Genomic DNA, 13129 nt, shown 5'->3' with positions numbered 1-13129 from the left:
TTCGACGCCCGCGACCACGCCGCGCTGTGCCGGGTCCTGCTCGATCCGCTGGGCCCAGGCGGAGACCGAAGGTTCCAACACGCGATCTACGACGGAGACACCGACACCCCATCGTCCCCGCCGGCCACGATCGCCCCCGCAGACGGCGTACTGCTCTTCGACGGCGTCTTCCTCCTGCGCCCAGAACTCATCGGCCGGTGGGACCTGCGCATCTTCGTGTCCGTCCCATTCGAGCAGACGGTAGATCGTGCCCGGGACCGAGGCACAGCGCCGGCCGGATCCACGGCCGACACCGCCGAGATCGAACGGTCCTGGCGCAACCGCTACATCCCCTCCCAACAGCTCTACTTCGCCACAGCTCGCCCAACCGACCACGCCGACATCATTGAGAGAGTTCCATCCTGTTTTCCCAGATAGAAGGGGATATCCTGACGCGGTGGGGTGTGATTCTGCTGGTGGGCGACAAGGATCATGGTCCTTGATCATCCGACAGGTGGACAAAAAAGCGGATCTTCCGTGATTCGGCTGCGGCGACCTATCCCAGCTAGCCGAGGCCGAAGACGACCTGGACCGGCTTCGTGTGGCCGAGCAGGTCGTCAAGGAAATCCTTGCCGAACAGCCCAGCCGGGTGCCTGCTGAGAAGTCGGCGCCGGTGTATTTCGCCGACGAGTCCGGACGGGCTTGGGATTGCCCAGAGGGCCGCACCTGGGCACTTGGAGGTCAGATCCCGATCACGCAGTTGTTGGGCAAGGGCTCTCCGTAAGGGCGATCGGAAGACAGGCCCGAGTCTCACTCGAGGGGCAGGGGGCGGCGTGGCACGGGCGCGGTGTGGATGAGCGACGTGGTCGTGTGACCGTAAGGGGTGAACAGGTCGAGGATCGGTTCGAGCTCGTCGACCGCGCGCAGGTGCATCGTGAAGTAGAAGCAGTCGTCGCCGGTCATTCTGTAGCACTCGACGATCTGGGGAACCTCCTGGGCGATCTTGGAGATGCGGTGCAGCTCCCGGATCGCCGGACGGATCCGAACCATCACGGTGACCGGAAAGCCCAGGGCCCGCGGGTCGACCTCGGCGCGATAGCCGATGATCACCCCCGCCTCCTCCAGCCGCTGCACCCGATCAGCCACCGTGGGAGCCGACAGACCGACCCGGCGGCCCAGCTCGGCGAAGCTAACTCTGGCGTCGACCTGCAGCTCGGCCAGAATACGAAGGTCGAGGGCGTCCATTTCCTTGGATTCGTATGCCCGCTCGGGTCTGATCCTTCGATTCGCCATTCTCCTAAATTACGGGTTGGCCAACGATGGGGGTCATGCCGCCCACCGGCCCTCGCGCCGTCCTGTCCGCGGCGCCTCCATGGACCTACTTCATCGGGAGCGCCGTTTTCCACTACCTCGGCCCGGCCTTCGCCGTACTCTTGTTCACCAGGCTCGCCCCGCTCGGGGTCGCGGCGCTGAGGATCTGGAGCGCCGCACTCGTTTTCGCGCTCTGGCGTCGCCCCTGGCGGACGTTCACCCGGCTCGATGCCGAGGGTCGTCGTACGATCATCGCCTGGGGCGCGGTGCTCGCGGCCATGAACGTCTGTTTCTACCTGGCGATCGCCCGCGTGCCCCTGGGCACCGTCGCCGCGATCGAGTTCCTGCCGGTCATCGTGCTGGCCGCGCTGGGTGCCCGTACCGTGCGTAACCTCGCGGCACTCGTGGCAGCCGTCGGCGGTGTCTACGTGCTGACCGGCATCCAGCCGACGGGGGAGCCGCTGGGGTTGGTCTTCGCCTTCGCCAACGCGATGCTGTTCGCCGCCTACATCGTGCTGGCCCACCGTACGGCTCGGCGTCTGCGCGGCGTCAGCGGCATCGACGGGCTCGCCGCCGCCATGCTCGTCGCCTGCGTGTGTGTCGCGCCGGTGGGTGTTTGGCAGGCCGCTCCCGCGATGATCGACCCGATCGCGCTCGCCGCGGGGATCGGGGTGGGGATCTGCTCGTCGATGATCCCGTACGTGTGCGATCAACTCGCCATGGCACGCATGGCTCGGTCTACGTACGCGTTGCTGGTGGCGCTGCTTCCGGCCGCGGCAACGGTGATCGGCATCGTGGTGCTCCGGCAACTCCCCTCACTTGCCGAGTTCGCCGGAGTCGGGCTCGTGGTGCTCTCGGTCGCGCTCCATCGGGAACTTCGGCCTCCTCTAGCCGCGGCGAAGACCACGCTCTCACAGGAAGGTACGACGAAATGCGATACATGAAGTTGGGCTCGTCGGGGCTGAAGGTCTCCCGGATCTGCCTGGGCATGATGACGTACGGCGATCCAGGTTCCTGGGAGTGGCTGCTGCGCGAGGACGCGGCCGAGCCGATCGTCCGGCGCGCGGTCGAGGCCGGTGTGACGTTCTTCGACACCGCCGACATGTACTCCGACGGCGCGAGCGAGGAGATCACCGGCCGGCTGCTCGCCAAGCTCTTCGCACGCCGCGACGACTACGTCCTCGCCACGAAGGTGTACTTCCCGACAGGGCCGGGCCCGAACGACCGAGGGCTGTCCCGCAAGCACGTGCTGGCCGCCATCGACGCCTCGCTGACCAGGCTCGGAACTGACTACGTCGATCTGTACCAGATCCACCGCTGGGACCATGAGACGCCGATCGAGGAGACCATGGAGGCCCTGCACGACGTGGTGCGGGCCGGCAAGGCACGCTACATCGGGGCCTCCAGCATGTACGCCTGGCAGTTCGCCAAAGCGCAGCACACTGCTCAGACGGCCGGCTGGACCAGGTTCGTGTCGATGCAGAACCACTACAACCTCGTGTACCGGGAGGAGGAGCGAGAGATGATCCCGCTCTGCGTGGACCAGGGGGTGGGCGTCATCCCGTGGAGCCCACTGGCACGCGGACTGCTCACCGGGAGCCGCCACCGCGACAGCCGGCCGCGCACGGTTCGATCAGGCAGCGACCGGCTGGCCGACAGCATGTACGAGGACGCAGATTTCGACGTCGTCGACGTGGTGCGTGCGGTCGCCGGCGAACGAGGCCTGCCACCAGCGCAGCTCGCGCTCGCGTGGCTGCTCGGAAGGCCTGGCGTGAGCGCGCCAATCGTCGGGGCGAGCAAGGTGGATCATCTGAACGATGCGATCGCGGCGGTGGATGTGTCCCTGAGCGGAGATGAGGCGGCCCGCCTGGAGGCCCCATACCGGCCACACCAGATCATCGGGCACTCCTGAGGTATCTGCATGGAGGAGGCTATCGTCCGTGTCCAGACGTTTTCACCAGGTAACCACCGTGTCGCCTGCCGGGAGACTCCTTGTCTTTGTCGTCTTCATCGCTGCTGGACCAGATAGCGCGCCCAACTGGCCGAGGCCGAAGACGACCTGGACCGGCTGCGCGTGGCCGAGCAGGTCGTCAAGGAGATCCTCGCCGAACAGCCCGGCCCTGGGCCCGCCGCCGCGACCCCGGCACCCGTCTATCAAGTGGCGCTGCCGGCCGACCGTGCCGCGCAGCTGCTGCCCGGCGGCCGGTTGATCCCTTTCCGACACGAGGCCACCGGCGTTGACCTGCTGCCTGCCGACTACCAGGCGCTACTGGCCGCAGTTCGCTCTGGCCAGGCTCCGCTGCCCTGCAAGACGATCTGCGAGCAGTTGGGACTGTCCACTCAGCCGGGGCAGGTCGAAGGCACCCGGGCCAAGCTGAATCGGCTGGTCGAGCGAGGCTGGTTGCGCAAGACCGCGGCCGGAGCGTTCGCCCTGCCGTCCTGAGCGGGTCCCGACCGGCAGCACCCTCAAGCATGGATGGCTTACACCCCCTGACCAGGGGCGACGCCGTGCGGCCACCGCTATGCCGGCACGCGGCGCGCCCCCGGCAGGGGCATGGCGGTGTGTGAGAACAACCAGAAACCCCGCCGAGGACGCGCCGTCTGCTGTCTACCAGTGCCGACTGCCGCTGTCCACGCGCACCATTACATTCGTCGCCGGCCTGCTGCGCGCCCACCTCAAGACCATCGGATCGCGGTGGCGGAAACTGCCGGCCGGCAAGATCGCCGTCATCGTGCTCGCCGTGCTCCGCCATGACCAGCGCCTGGCCGACATGGCCGGCGGCAACGGCATCTCCGCCTCGACCGTGCGCCGCTGGGTCCTGGAGGTCATCGACCTGCTCGCCGCCCGCGCCCCGCGCCTGGACCGCGCCCTGAAGAAGATCGCCAAGCAGGGCGGGGAGGTCGTTCTCATCGACGGCACCCTGGTGCGCACCCGCCGCCGCACCGGAGCGGACAACCGGCGCAACTACAGCGGCAAGCACCGCGTACACGGCCTGTTGTTTCTGGCCATCACCGACCGCAAAGGCAAGCTGGTATGGATTTCCGCAGCAAAGCCGGGCCGCTCCAGCGAGATCACCACCGCCCGCCACAACGAGATCACCGCCCGGTTGAGGGAAGCGGGCCTTGGCGCCATCGCCGATCTCGGCTTCGTCGGCCTGAACGACGACCCCGGCGACCCCGTCGTCATCACCGGCCGCAAAGCCGCCCGCGGACGGCCACTCACCCCAGCCGACAAGCAGGTCAACCAGCTGATCAGCAGCGAACGCGCACCAGTCGAGCACGCCTTCGCCGACCTGAAGGCCTGGCGCATCCTGACCAAGGTTCGCCTGCACGCCGCGCACGCCACCAAGCTTCTGCGCGCCCTGACGGTCCTGGTCAACGTCTAGGCCACCCGCTGACAGACGATCAACCGCTCCGATCTGCCGCCACGACCAGCACGAGCACGCTCAGCCGAACTCACACCAGCCCTTTGACCTGGGAATTCAGGATGGAACTAACCCATTGTGTACAACGATCAGCTTCAACAGCCGGCCTGGGAAGTCCGACCACACTCATCGATACACAGGAGTTGACAAGTGCTCCGGCTTGGCGGGCGTTTGAACTGGCGTGTGTTGGACGGCGTGCTTGGGCTTGGCGTGCGTTTGGATTGACGCGCGTTGGGCGGGCGTGCTTCGGCTTGGGTGTCGTCTGGACTGACGTGCGTTGGGCCGGCGTGCGTTGGGCTGATGTGCGTCTCGGCTGGTGGCGGGACTTCTGGTCATGCGGAAGTCGTATGGCGCGGACACGTGCCCAGCGCTTCGGCTCTGACGGGGTTCAGCCGATCAGGCGGAGGGCTTGCTGTATGGCCGACAGGCGGTGGGGGGAGGCCAGGCCGGCGTGGTACAGGTGGAACTCCGATGCTCCTGCCTTGGCGTAGGCCCGGAGGAGCTCCGCCTGGGCCTGCGGGTCCGCCGGGCGTGGGGGGAGGCCGAGGACGTAGGCTCCGACGCGCTGGCCGGGTCGGCACAGTTCGACGAGGCGGGCGAGGCGGGCCGTGTCCGTGGCCGGGTCGCCCCAGCAGTTCGCCACCAGCACGTCCGCTCCCGGCTCGCCCTCGGGGAGGGCGGCGAAGGCGGCCGTGGCCCACGGGTCCGGGTTGGCGTGGATGGTGATCGGGACCTCCGGGGCCGTGTCCCGGGCCGCGGCGATGAGAGTGCGCCGGAGTGAGGCCGACAGGTCGACGCGTACGGCCCGCACTTCGTCCGCCAGCGTCCCGAGAGCCTCGTCCACGGAGGTGAATGCGGGGGTGTTCGCGGTCGACGTCTGATGGGCGCGCGTTCCGGAGGTGTTGTCCGTCGGCTGCGGTTGGACCCGGGCTCCGGGGAGCGTCTCAGGCGGTGTCTGGCGGTTGTGTGTTTCGGTGATCTTGAGTCCCGATCGGCCGGGGTCGGACGGTCCGGGGCCGAGGGCGGGGGAGCGGTCGATGGCGGCCTTCACATGGTCGCGTGTGCCTGCCGGGTAGCGGTCGGCGCAGGCGCGGCAGAAGCAGAGCGACAGCAGGTCGCTGTCCACCGAGTCCCAGTCGGCCCCCGCGGTCTTCTCGTGGATGCTCTGGTGGCCGAACCCCATCGGCCCGCACGACTCCAGGATCAGCGCGTCCGGCCGTCCCACCGTGAGAATCTCCCGGACCAGCCGCTCGCAGTAGTCCACGACGTCGTCGAAGGCCGGGCAGAGCGCGTGTGGGTACGGGTCGCCGAAGGCGTTGCGCACCACCAGGTCCGGGTGCTCCCGGCCGAGGACGGAGTTGTGCGTGAGGACGGTCCAGGCGTGGACCTTCAGACCGGCGGCGCGTAGGGCTTCGCTGGCCTGGAGGTACGCGTCGGGCGTCGTCCACGACGGTGACCTGGGCACCAGGCGGCCCCACGCGGAGGGCCGCACGGGCAGGTAGAACGCGGCGTGCGGCACGTCGAGGACGCGGTGGGCCGGGTGGTACGGCGTGGCGGCGCGGGTGGCGTGGTAGCTGGCGGCCAGCGCGACGGCCTCGACGCCCAGGGCGGCCAGCCGCTCCGGCGCCGCCGGGTCACCGACGATGTCCCAGGGGTAGGCGTAGGCGACGTTCATCAGGAGGCTCTCCTGGTGGCGGAGGTGGGCTTTCGGCGGCGAGTCCTGTGTCACCAGGCGGCTTTCCGGGTGGTGAACGACGGCTCGAAGCGCCTCATGTACCCCTGGTCGTCGCGGAAGGTGATCCCGCACTTCAGGTACTGCTCGTGCATCACGGCCAGCGCGTCGCGGTCGAGCTCGACGCCCAGGCCGGGGCCGGACGGCACCGGGACCGCCCCGTCGACGAAGCGCAGGCTGCCGGGGACGACCACGTCCTGGCCGTCCTGCCACGGCGTGTGCGTGTCGCAGGCGTAGGTGAGGTTCGGGGTGGCGGCGGCCAGGTGGGTCATGGCGGCCAGGCTGATGCCGAGGTGGGAGTTGGAGTGCATGGACAGCTCCAGCCCGAACGTGCCGCACAGCGCGGCGATGTGCGAGGAGCGCACCAGCCCGCCCCAGTAGTGGTGGTCGAGGAGGAGCACCTTGACGGCGTCCTGGGCGATGGCGGGCGGCAGGTGCTCGGGGGTGACGACGCACATGTTGGTGGCCAGCGGCATGGGCACCTCGGGAGCGACCGCCGCCATGCCGGAGATGTCCGGTGTGGGGTCCTCCAGGTACTGGAGCTTGCCCTCCAGGGCGCGGCCGACGCGGATGGAGGTCTCCACGGTCCAGGCGGTGTTCGGGTCGAGGCGGAGCGGCAGGTCGGGGAAGGCCGCGTGCAGCGCCTCGATGGCCGCCACCTCCTCGTCGGGGGGCATGACGCCGCCCTTGAGCTTGATGGAGGTGAAGCCGTACTCCTTGATGAGCAGCGCCGCCTGCGCGACGATCCCGGCCGGGTCGAGCGCCTCGCCGAAGCGGTCGGGTTCGGCGCCGGGGTGGCCGGCCCACTTGTAGAACAGGTAGGCGCTGTACGGCACGGCGTCGCGCACGCGCCCGCCGAGCAGGTCCACGACGGGCACCCCGGCGGCCTTGCCGCGGATGTCCAGGCAGGCCACCTCGAACGCCGCGAACACCCGGTCGACGCTCTTCTCCTTGGTGGAGACCCCGGTCAGCCCGTGCAGGTCGCTGACCACGTCGCCGACGACGGAGGCGATCCGGGCGTACATCTCGTGGGCGGCGTGCACGTCCAGCCCGACGATCGCCTCGGCGCACTCACGTACCTTGGTGAGGTGAGTGAGGTCCCCGTACGTCTCGCCCAGCCCGCTCAGGCCCTCGTCGGTGATGACCTCGACGACGGTCCGCAGGGCCCACGGTTCGTGGACGCCGGCGGCGTTGAGCAGGGGAGGGTCGCGGAACGCGACGGGTGTGACCTGGACATCCCGGATGAGCATAAGTGCCGCCGTCCATATATGTGAACAACTGCCAGATTTGTGGACAGGTGTCGCAACTGTAAGAATCGACCTCAGAGAGTGTCAAGACTGCGAAGGGCCAATCCATGATTCACGGATACGATCCCAGGACCGGTGAGACCGTGGGCGCCGCGCTGCCGGAGACCGACGCCGCCGGAGTCGACCTGATCGTCTCCGCCGCGGCGGCCGCCGGCCAGGCATGGCGCGCCACTCCGGCGGAGGAGCGCGCGCTCGTGCTGGAGGCCGTCGCCGACGCGCTGGCCGCCCACGTGGACGAGCTGTGGCGGCTCGCCGACCAGGAGACCGCCCTCGGCGAGGTACGGCTGCGCGGCGAGGTGGCCCGCACGGCCGGCCAGTTCCGCCTGTTCGCCCAGGTCGTCAGGGACGGCGGCCACCTCGACGCGATCATCGACCACGCCGACCCGTCGGCCGCCCCGCCCCGGCCCGACGTGCGCCGCGTCAAGCGCGCACTGCCCGGGGTCGTCGCCGTGTTCTCGGCCAGCAACTTCCCCTTCGCCTTCTCCGTCGCGGGCGGCGACACCGCCTCGGCGCTGGCCGCCGGCTGCCCGGTCGTGGTCAAGGCCCACCCCGGCCACCCCGGCACCTCCGAGCGCGTCGCCGCCATCGTGCGTGAGGCCCTGCCGAACCCCGACCTGCTCGGCCTGGTGCAGGGCATGCAGGCCGGCAAGGACCTCGTCCAGCACCCCCTCGTCGTGGCGGCCGGGTTCACCGGCTCCGTCGCGGGCGGCAAGGCCATCCAGGCTCTCATCGACGAGCGCGAGGTCCCGATCCCGTTCTTCGGCGAGCTGGGCAGCGTCAACCCTGTCGTCGTGCTGCCGTCGGCCCCCGCCGCCGAGGTCGCGACCGGCTTCGCCACCTCCCTCACGCTCGGCGTGGGACAGTTCTGCACCAACCCCGGCCTGATGTTCGTCCCGGACGACGACGAGCTGCGCAAGGCGCTGGCCGCCGCCGTCGAGGGCACCACCGGCGGGCCGATGCTGGCCGAGCGGATCCGTGACGGTTACCTGGGCGGCCTGGAGCGGCTCGGCGCGCTGACCCTGCTGGCCGAGGGCAAGCCGGGGGAGGGGAGCTGGGCGGTCACGCCGAAGGTGTTCGCCACGGACCTGGAGTCGTTCGCCGAGGGGCTGCCGCACATCGCGGACGAGTGCTTCGGCCCCGCCTCGATCGTCATCACCTACCGGGACGCCGCGGACCTGCGGCCGGTGCTGGAGCGGCTGGAGGGCTCGCTGACGGCCACCATCCACTCCACCCGCCCGGATGAGGCCGGCGAGGTGGCCGAGGTGCTGTCGCGCAAGGCCGGCCGGCTCATCTGGAACGGCTGGCCCACCGGGGTGGCAGTGTGCTGGGCGATGCATCACGGCGGCCCCTGGCCCTCCACCACCGTGTCCGCGCACACCTCGGTCGGCGCGACGGCCATCGACCGGTGGCTCGCCCCCACCGCGTACCAGGACTGGCCGGCGGAGCTGCTGCCCGACGAGCTGAAGGACGGCAACCCGCTCGGCATCCCGCGCCGCGTCGACGGCACCCTCACCGTCTGACCTCCTCCGAAGGCACCGTTCCTCCGAAGGCACAAGTCCGACCTCCTGCGATGGGGTCCCGCCGTGGCCGGCGTCCTGGGCGCGGCCACGGCGGGCATCCATGTCACAGGGCCGTGTCACAAGGCCGTGTCACAAGGCGTCAGGAGGCGGGCACGGCCCCGGCGGCGACGACCTCGCGGAACCAGTGGGCGCTGTCCTTCCACGTCCGCTCCAGCGTCTCCCGGTCCACGTACACGATGCCGAACCGCTTGGCGTACCCCCGGGCCCACTCGAAGTTGTCCATCAGCGACCACACGAAGTAGCCCCGCACGTCCGCCCCGGCGTCGATCGCGTCGGCGACGGCCGTCAGGTGCCGGCGCAGGTAGTCGACGCGCCGCTCGTCCCGGACCCGGCCGTCGGCGTCGAGGACGTCGGCGAACGCCGCCCCGTTCTCGGTGATCATCAACGGCAGCGCCGGGTACTCGTCGCGCAGCCGCAGCAGCAGCTCGGTCAGGCCGGTCTCGTCGATGTTCCAGCCCATCTCGGTGTACGGTCCCGGCTGCTGGACGAACTCGACGTCCCCGCAGGCGATCCACGGCGAGGTGGAGCCGTCGGCGTGCCCGTCGGCCGTCTCCCGGGGCGTGACGCCGTCCCACTGGCGTACCAGCACGGGGTTGTAGTAGTTGACCCCCAGCAGGTCCAGCGACTGGCAGGCGGTGGCCTCGTCGCCGTCGCGGACGAACGCCCAGTCGGTGACGGACGACGTGTTCTCGATGAGGTCGCGCGGGTAGGCGCCGTCGAGCATCGGCCCGAGGAAGGCGCCGTTGGCCAGCGCGTCGATGCGCCGCACCGCGCCGGCGTCAGCCTCGGAGACTCCCCGTACGTGGTGCAGGTTGAGCGTGACGGCGATTCGCGCCGCCGGGTCGGCGGTGGCCCGCAGGGCCTGGACGGCGAGCCCGTGCCCGAGGTTGAGGTGGTGGACGGCGGCCAGCGCCGCCGCCGGGTCGGTACGGCCCGGCGCGTGCACGCCGGAGGCGTAGCCGAGGTAGGCCGAGCACCACGGCTCGTTGAGCGTGATCCAGGTGTGGACCCGGTCGCCGAGGGTCTCGCCCATCCGGCGGGCGTACTCGCCGAACCGCAGCGCGGTGTCGCGGTGCGGCCAGCCGCCGGCGTCCTCCAGCTCCTGCGGCAGGTCCCAGTGGTAGAGGGTGGCGACCGGGGCGATGCCGCGCGCCAGCAGCCCGTCCACGAGCCTGGAGTAGAAGTCGAGGCCGGGCTGGTTGAGCCGGTCGCCGCCGCCGGGCAGCACCCGCGGCCAGGAGATGGAGAACCGGTAGGCGCCGACGCCCAGCTCGGCGAGGATGTCGAGGTCCTCCTCCAGCCGGTGGTAGTGGTCGCAGGCGACGTCGCCGGTGTCGCCGCCGTCCACGAGGCCGGGGGTGTGGGAGAAGGTGTCCCAGATCGACGGTCCGCGGCCGTCCTCGGCGGCGGCGCCCTCCACCTGGTAGGCGGCGGTGGCCGTGCCCCACAGGAAGCTCTCGGGGAAGGCTCGGGCGGGGGTGGTCGTCATGGAGGGGGTCACTCCTTGGAGTCGAGGACGAGCTGGAGCTCGGTGGTCGTGGCGGCGGCGGAGGTACGGGCGCCGGCGGGGACGGAAAGGTGCCAGGGGGCCGGGGCGCCCTCCAGGCGGGCGGCGTGGAGACGGTCACCGCTGCGCGACACCTCGAACACCGCCCCGACACCGCCCTCCGTGGTCGGGACCGTGACCGTGCGGCGCTCGCCGTCGGCCAGCCCGTGGACGTTCAGCGTGACGCCGTCGGCGTAGTCGTAGTCGGGCCGGTCCGGGCGGGCGCCCGTCGGCACGACGGCCCCGGGACGCACCAGCAGCGGCAGGCTGTCGAACCCGTGCCGCTCGGTCCGCCAGCCGGGCCCTTCCACGGTGGTGCCGTCCAGGAGCCGGGTCCAGGTGCCGGCCGGGACGTAGTAGGACACCTCGCCCTCGGCGGAGAACACCGGGGCGACGAGCAGGTCGGGACCGAGCATGTACTGGGCGTCGAGGTGGTCGCAGGCCCGGTCGTCCGGGAACTCCAGCTGCATGGCCCGCATCACCGGCATGCCCTCGCGGGAGGCCTGGACCGCCGCGCCGTACAGGTAGGGCATGAGGCGGTGCTTCAGCTCGGTGAAGGAGCGCAGCACGTCGACCGACTCCTCGTCGAACAGCCACGGCACCCGGTAGGAGCCGCTGCCGTGCAGCCGGCTGTGCGAGGACAGCAGGCCGAAGGCGATCCACCGCTTGAAGACCGCGGGGTCGGGCCGTCCCTCGAAGCCGCCGATGTCGTGGCTCCAGAAGCCGAACCCGGCCATGCCCAGCGACAGGCCGCCGCGCAGGCTCTCGGCCATCGCCTCGAACGTCGACTCGCAGTCGCCGCCCCAGTGGACGGGCAGCCGCTGCCCGCCGACGGTCGCCGAGCGTGCGAACAGCACCGCCTCGGCCGCCCCGTTGCGCTCGGCCAGCACGTCGTGGACGGTCTGGTTGTAGATGAGGCTGTAGTAGTTGTGCATCCGCTCGGGGTCGGAGCCGTCGGCCCAGGCCACGTCCGTGGGCACGCGCTCGCCGAAGTCGGTCTTGAACGCGTCGGCCCCCATGTCGAGCAGCGCGCGCAGCTTGCCGGCGAACCACTCGCGGGCACCGGGAGCGGTGAAGTCCACCAGCGCCCGCCCCGCCTGCCAGTGGTCGTCCTGCCACACCCGGCCGTCGGGGCGGCGCAGCAGGTAACCGCCCTTCTTCCCCTCCTCGAACAGCGCCGACGCCTGCCCGATGTACGGGTTGAGCCACAGGCTGATCTTCAGGCCGCGGTCCTTGAGCCGGCGCAGCATGCCCTCCGGGTCCGGGAAGACCTCCGGGTCCCAGACGAAGTCGCACCAGCGGTACTGCCGCATCCAGAAGCAGTCGAAGTGGAACACGCTCAGCGGCAGGTTCCGCTCGGCCATGCCGTCGACGAACGAGGCCACGGTGGCCTCGTCGTAGTCGGTGGTGAACGAGGTGGACAGCCACAGGCCGAAGGACCAGGCCGGGGGGAGCGCCGGCCGGCCGGTGAGCGCGGTGTAGCGGCGCAGGATGTCGGCCGGGGTGGGGCCGTGGATGACGAGGTACTCCAGGTCGTGCCCCTCGACGCTGAACTGCACGCGCGAGACGGTCTCGGACCCGACCTCGAAGGAGACCCGGCCGGGATGGTTGACGAAGACGCCGTAGCCGCGGTTGCTCAGGTAGAACGGGATGTTCTTGTAGGCGATCTCGCTGCTGGTGCCGCCGTCCTCGTTCCAGACGTCGACGGTCTGCCCGTTGCGCGTGAGCGCCCCGAACCGCTCGCCGAGCCCGTAGACCAGCTCGCCGGCGCTGAGGCGGAGCTGCTCGACCATGAAGTGCCGCTCGTCCGGGTCGGTCATGACACCGAGGCACTTGGCGCCGCTGCGGGTGAGCTCGCGCCCGCCCGCGGTGAAGGTCATGTCCCACGGGGTGTCGCGGCGCAGCCGGACCTCCAGGGAGCCGCTGGCCAGGCTCGCCTCGTCGCCGTCGACGCTGACGCGCACCGGAGGGGCGTCCGGGTCCTCGCGTACGTCGAAGGCGGGCGCGTCCGGGACCGAGCCGGCGAAGTGCACCACGCGGACGCGGATCACCTCCGCCATCGGCGACGACACGTCCACCGTCAGGACGGGGCCGTCGATGGTGTTGCCGCGGCGGGTGATGGGCCGCGTGGGGGCCAGCACCCGCAGCGCGGCGGCGTCGGCCGTCACGTCGTGGGCCGCGGTGGCGTACTCGCCCCGCACCCCGGGACGCATCCGCCAGTAGCCGTCTTTGAACTTCATGCCCTTCCG

Annotated in this window: 11 protein-coding genes and 1 pseudogene; 7 read left to right on the top strand and 5 right to left on the bottom strand. The window is 70.5% G+C overall.

The window, feature by feature from the left end:
- Nucleotides 1-417 (top strand): annotated as a pseudogene (locus tag AB0H64_RS34670) (hypothetical protein); the annotation flags it as partial.
- 163 nt (nt 418-580) lie between these two features.
- Nucleotides 581-763 (top strand): hypothetical protein, encoded by a 183-nt coding sequence (locus AB0H64_RS34665; RefSeq protein ID WP_357633089.1) that lies wholly within the window; start codon nt 581-583, stop codon nt 761-763.
- A 26-nt stretch (nt 764-789) separates the two neighbouring features.
- On the opposite strand, the gene AB0H64_RS34660 is transcribed toward AB0H64_RS34665, so the two are convergent.
- The gene (locus AB0H64_RS34660; protein ID WP_357633087.1) at nt 790-1224 is read right to left on the bottom strand and encodes an Lrp/AsnC family transcriptional regulator; all 435 of its coding nucleotides are present in this window, start codon (nt 1222-1224) and stop codon (nt 790-792) included.
- An 83-nt stretch (nt 1225-1307) separates the two neighbouring features.
- Between AB0H64_RS34660 and AB0H64_RS34655 the strand changes: the two genes are divergently transcribed.
- The 4 genes from AB0H64_RS34655 (at nt 1308) to AB0H64_RS34640 (ending at nt 4676) form a co-directional block, all read left to right on the top strand.
- Nucleotides 1308-2234: an EamA family transporter gene (locus AB0H64_RS34655; protein ID WP_357633086.1), complete on the top strand. Its 927-nt coding sequence runs from the start codon at nt 1308-1310 to the stop codon at nt 2232-2234.
- Entirely contained in the window at nt 2222-3202 is a 981-nt protein-coding gene (locus AB0H64_RS34650) for an aldo/keto reductase (protein ID WP_357633083.1), read from the top strand. Before AB0H64_RS34655 ends, AB0H64_RS34650 begins: the two co-directional genes overlap by 13 nt.
- 162 nt (nt 3203-3364) lie before the next feature.
- The gene (locus tag AB0H64_RS34645) at nt 3365-3733 is read left to right on the top strand and encodes a hypothetical protein (protein ID WP_357633080.1); all 369 of its coding nucleotides are present in this window, start codon (nt 3365-3367) and stop codon (nt 3731-3733) included.
- Nucleotides 3734-3854: 121 nt separating this feature from the next.
- Nucleotides 3855-4676, top strand: coding sequence for a transposase family protein (locus AB0H64_RS34640; protein ID WP_357633078.1), 822 nt, complete (start codon nt 3855-3857; stop codon nt 4674-4676).
- Nucleotides 4677-5103: 427 nt separating this feature from the next.
- On the opposite strand, the gene AB0H64_RS34635 is transcribed toward AB0H64_RS34640, so the two are convergent.
- A complete protein-coding gene (locus tag AB0H64_RS34635; protein ID WP_357633075.1) occupies nt 5104-6390 on the bottom strand; it encodes a hypothetical protein in 1287 nt (428 codons plus the stop codon).
- Between the two features lie 50 nt (nt 6391-6440).
- Nucleotides 6441-7697 (bottom strand): glucarate dehydratase family protein, encoded by a 1257-nt coding sequence (locus AB0H64_RS34630; RefSeq protein ID WP_357633072.1) that lies wholly within the window; start codon nt 7695-7697, stop codon nt 6441-6443.
- Between the two features lie 104 nt (nt 7698-7801).
- On the opposite strand from AB0H64_RS34630, the gene AB0H64_RS34625 reads away from it, so the two are divergent.
- Nucleotides 7802-9274, top strand: a complete 1473-nt coding sequence (locus AB0H64_RS34625) for an aldehyde dehydrogenase (NADP(+)) (protein ID WP_357633070.1) — start codon at nt 7802-7804, stop codon at nt 9272-9274.
- Between the two features lie 139 nt (nt 9275-9413).
- On the opposite strand, the gene AB0H64_RS34620 is transcribed toward AB0H64_RS34625, so the two are convergent.
- Nucleotides 9414-10823 carry a GH1 family beta-glucosidase gene (locus tag AB0H64_RS34620; protein ID WP_357633067.1) on the bottom strand — a complete coding sequence of 470 codons (1410 nt, stop codon included), beginning with the start codon at nt 10821-10823 and terminating at the stop codon, nt 9414-9416.
- A gap of 8 nt (nt 10824-10831) precedes the next feature.
- Nucleotides 10832-13120 carry an alpha-xylosidase gene (yicI, locus tag AB0H64_RS34615; RefSeq protein ID WP_357633065.1) on the bottom strand — a complete coding sequence of 763 codons (2289 nt, stop codon included), beginning with the start codon at nt 13118-13120 and terminating at the stop codon, nt 10832-10834.
- Nucleotides 13121-13129 lie beyond the last annotated feature (9 nt).

The organism is Nonomuraea sp. NPDC050733, assembly GCF_040654215.1.
Lineage (GTDB): Bacteria > Actinomycetota > Actinomycetes > Streptosporangiales > Streptosporangiaceae > Nonomuraea.
This window is presented reverse-complemented; position numbering and strand designations above follow the sequence as displayed.

Excerpts from the sequence above, each read along its gene's own strand:
- AB0H64_RS34660 (WP_357633087.1), bottom strand. The coding sequence starts at position 1,224 with ATGGACGCCCTCGACCTTCGTATTCTGGCCGAGCTGCAGGTCGACGCC.
- AB0H64_RS34655 (WP_357633086.1), top strand. The coding sequence starts at position 1,308 with ATGCCGCCCACCGGCCCTCGCGCCGTCCTGTCCGCGGCGCCTCCATGG.
- AB0H64_RS34650 (WP_357633083.1), top strand. The coding sequence starts at position 2,222 with ATGCGATACATGAAGTTGGGCTCGTCGGGGCTGAAGGTCTCCCGGATC.
- AB0H64_RS34635 (WP_357633075.1), bottom strand. The coding sequence starts at position 6,390 with ATGAACGTCGCCTACGCCTACCCCTGGGACATCGTCGGTGACCCGGCG.
- AB0H64_RS34630 (WP_357633072.1), bottom strand. The coding sequence starts at position 7,697 with ATGCTCATCCGGGATGTCCAGGTCACACCCGTCGCGTTCCGCGACCCT.
- AB0H64_RS34625 (WP_357633070.1), top strand. The coding sequence starts at position 7,802 with ATGATTCACGGATACGATCCCAGGACCGGTGAGACCGTGGGCGCCGCG.
- AB0H64_RS34620 (WP_357633067.1), bottom strand. The coding sequence starts at position 10,823 with ATGACGACCACCCCCGCCCGAGCCTTCCCCGAGAGCTTCCTGTGGGGC.
- yicI (WP_357633065.1), bottom strand. The coding sequence starts at position 13,120 with ATGAAGTTCAAAGACGGCTACTGGCGGATGCGTCCCGGGGTGCGGGGC.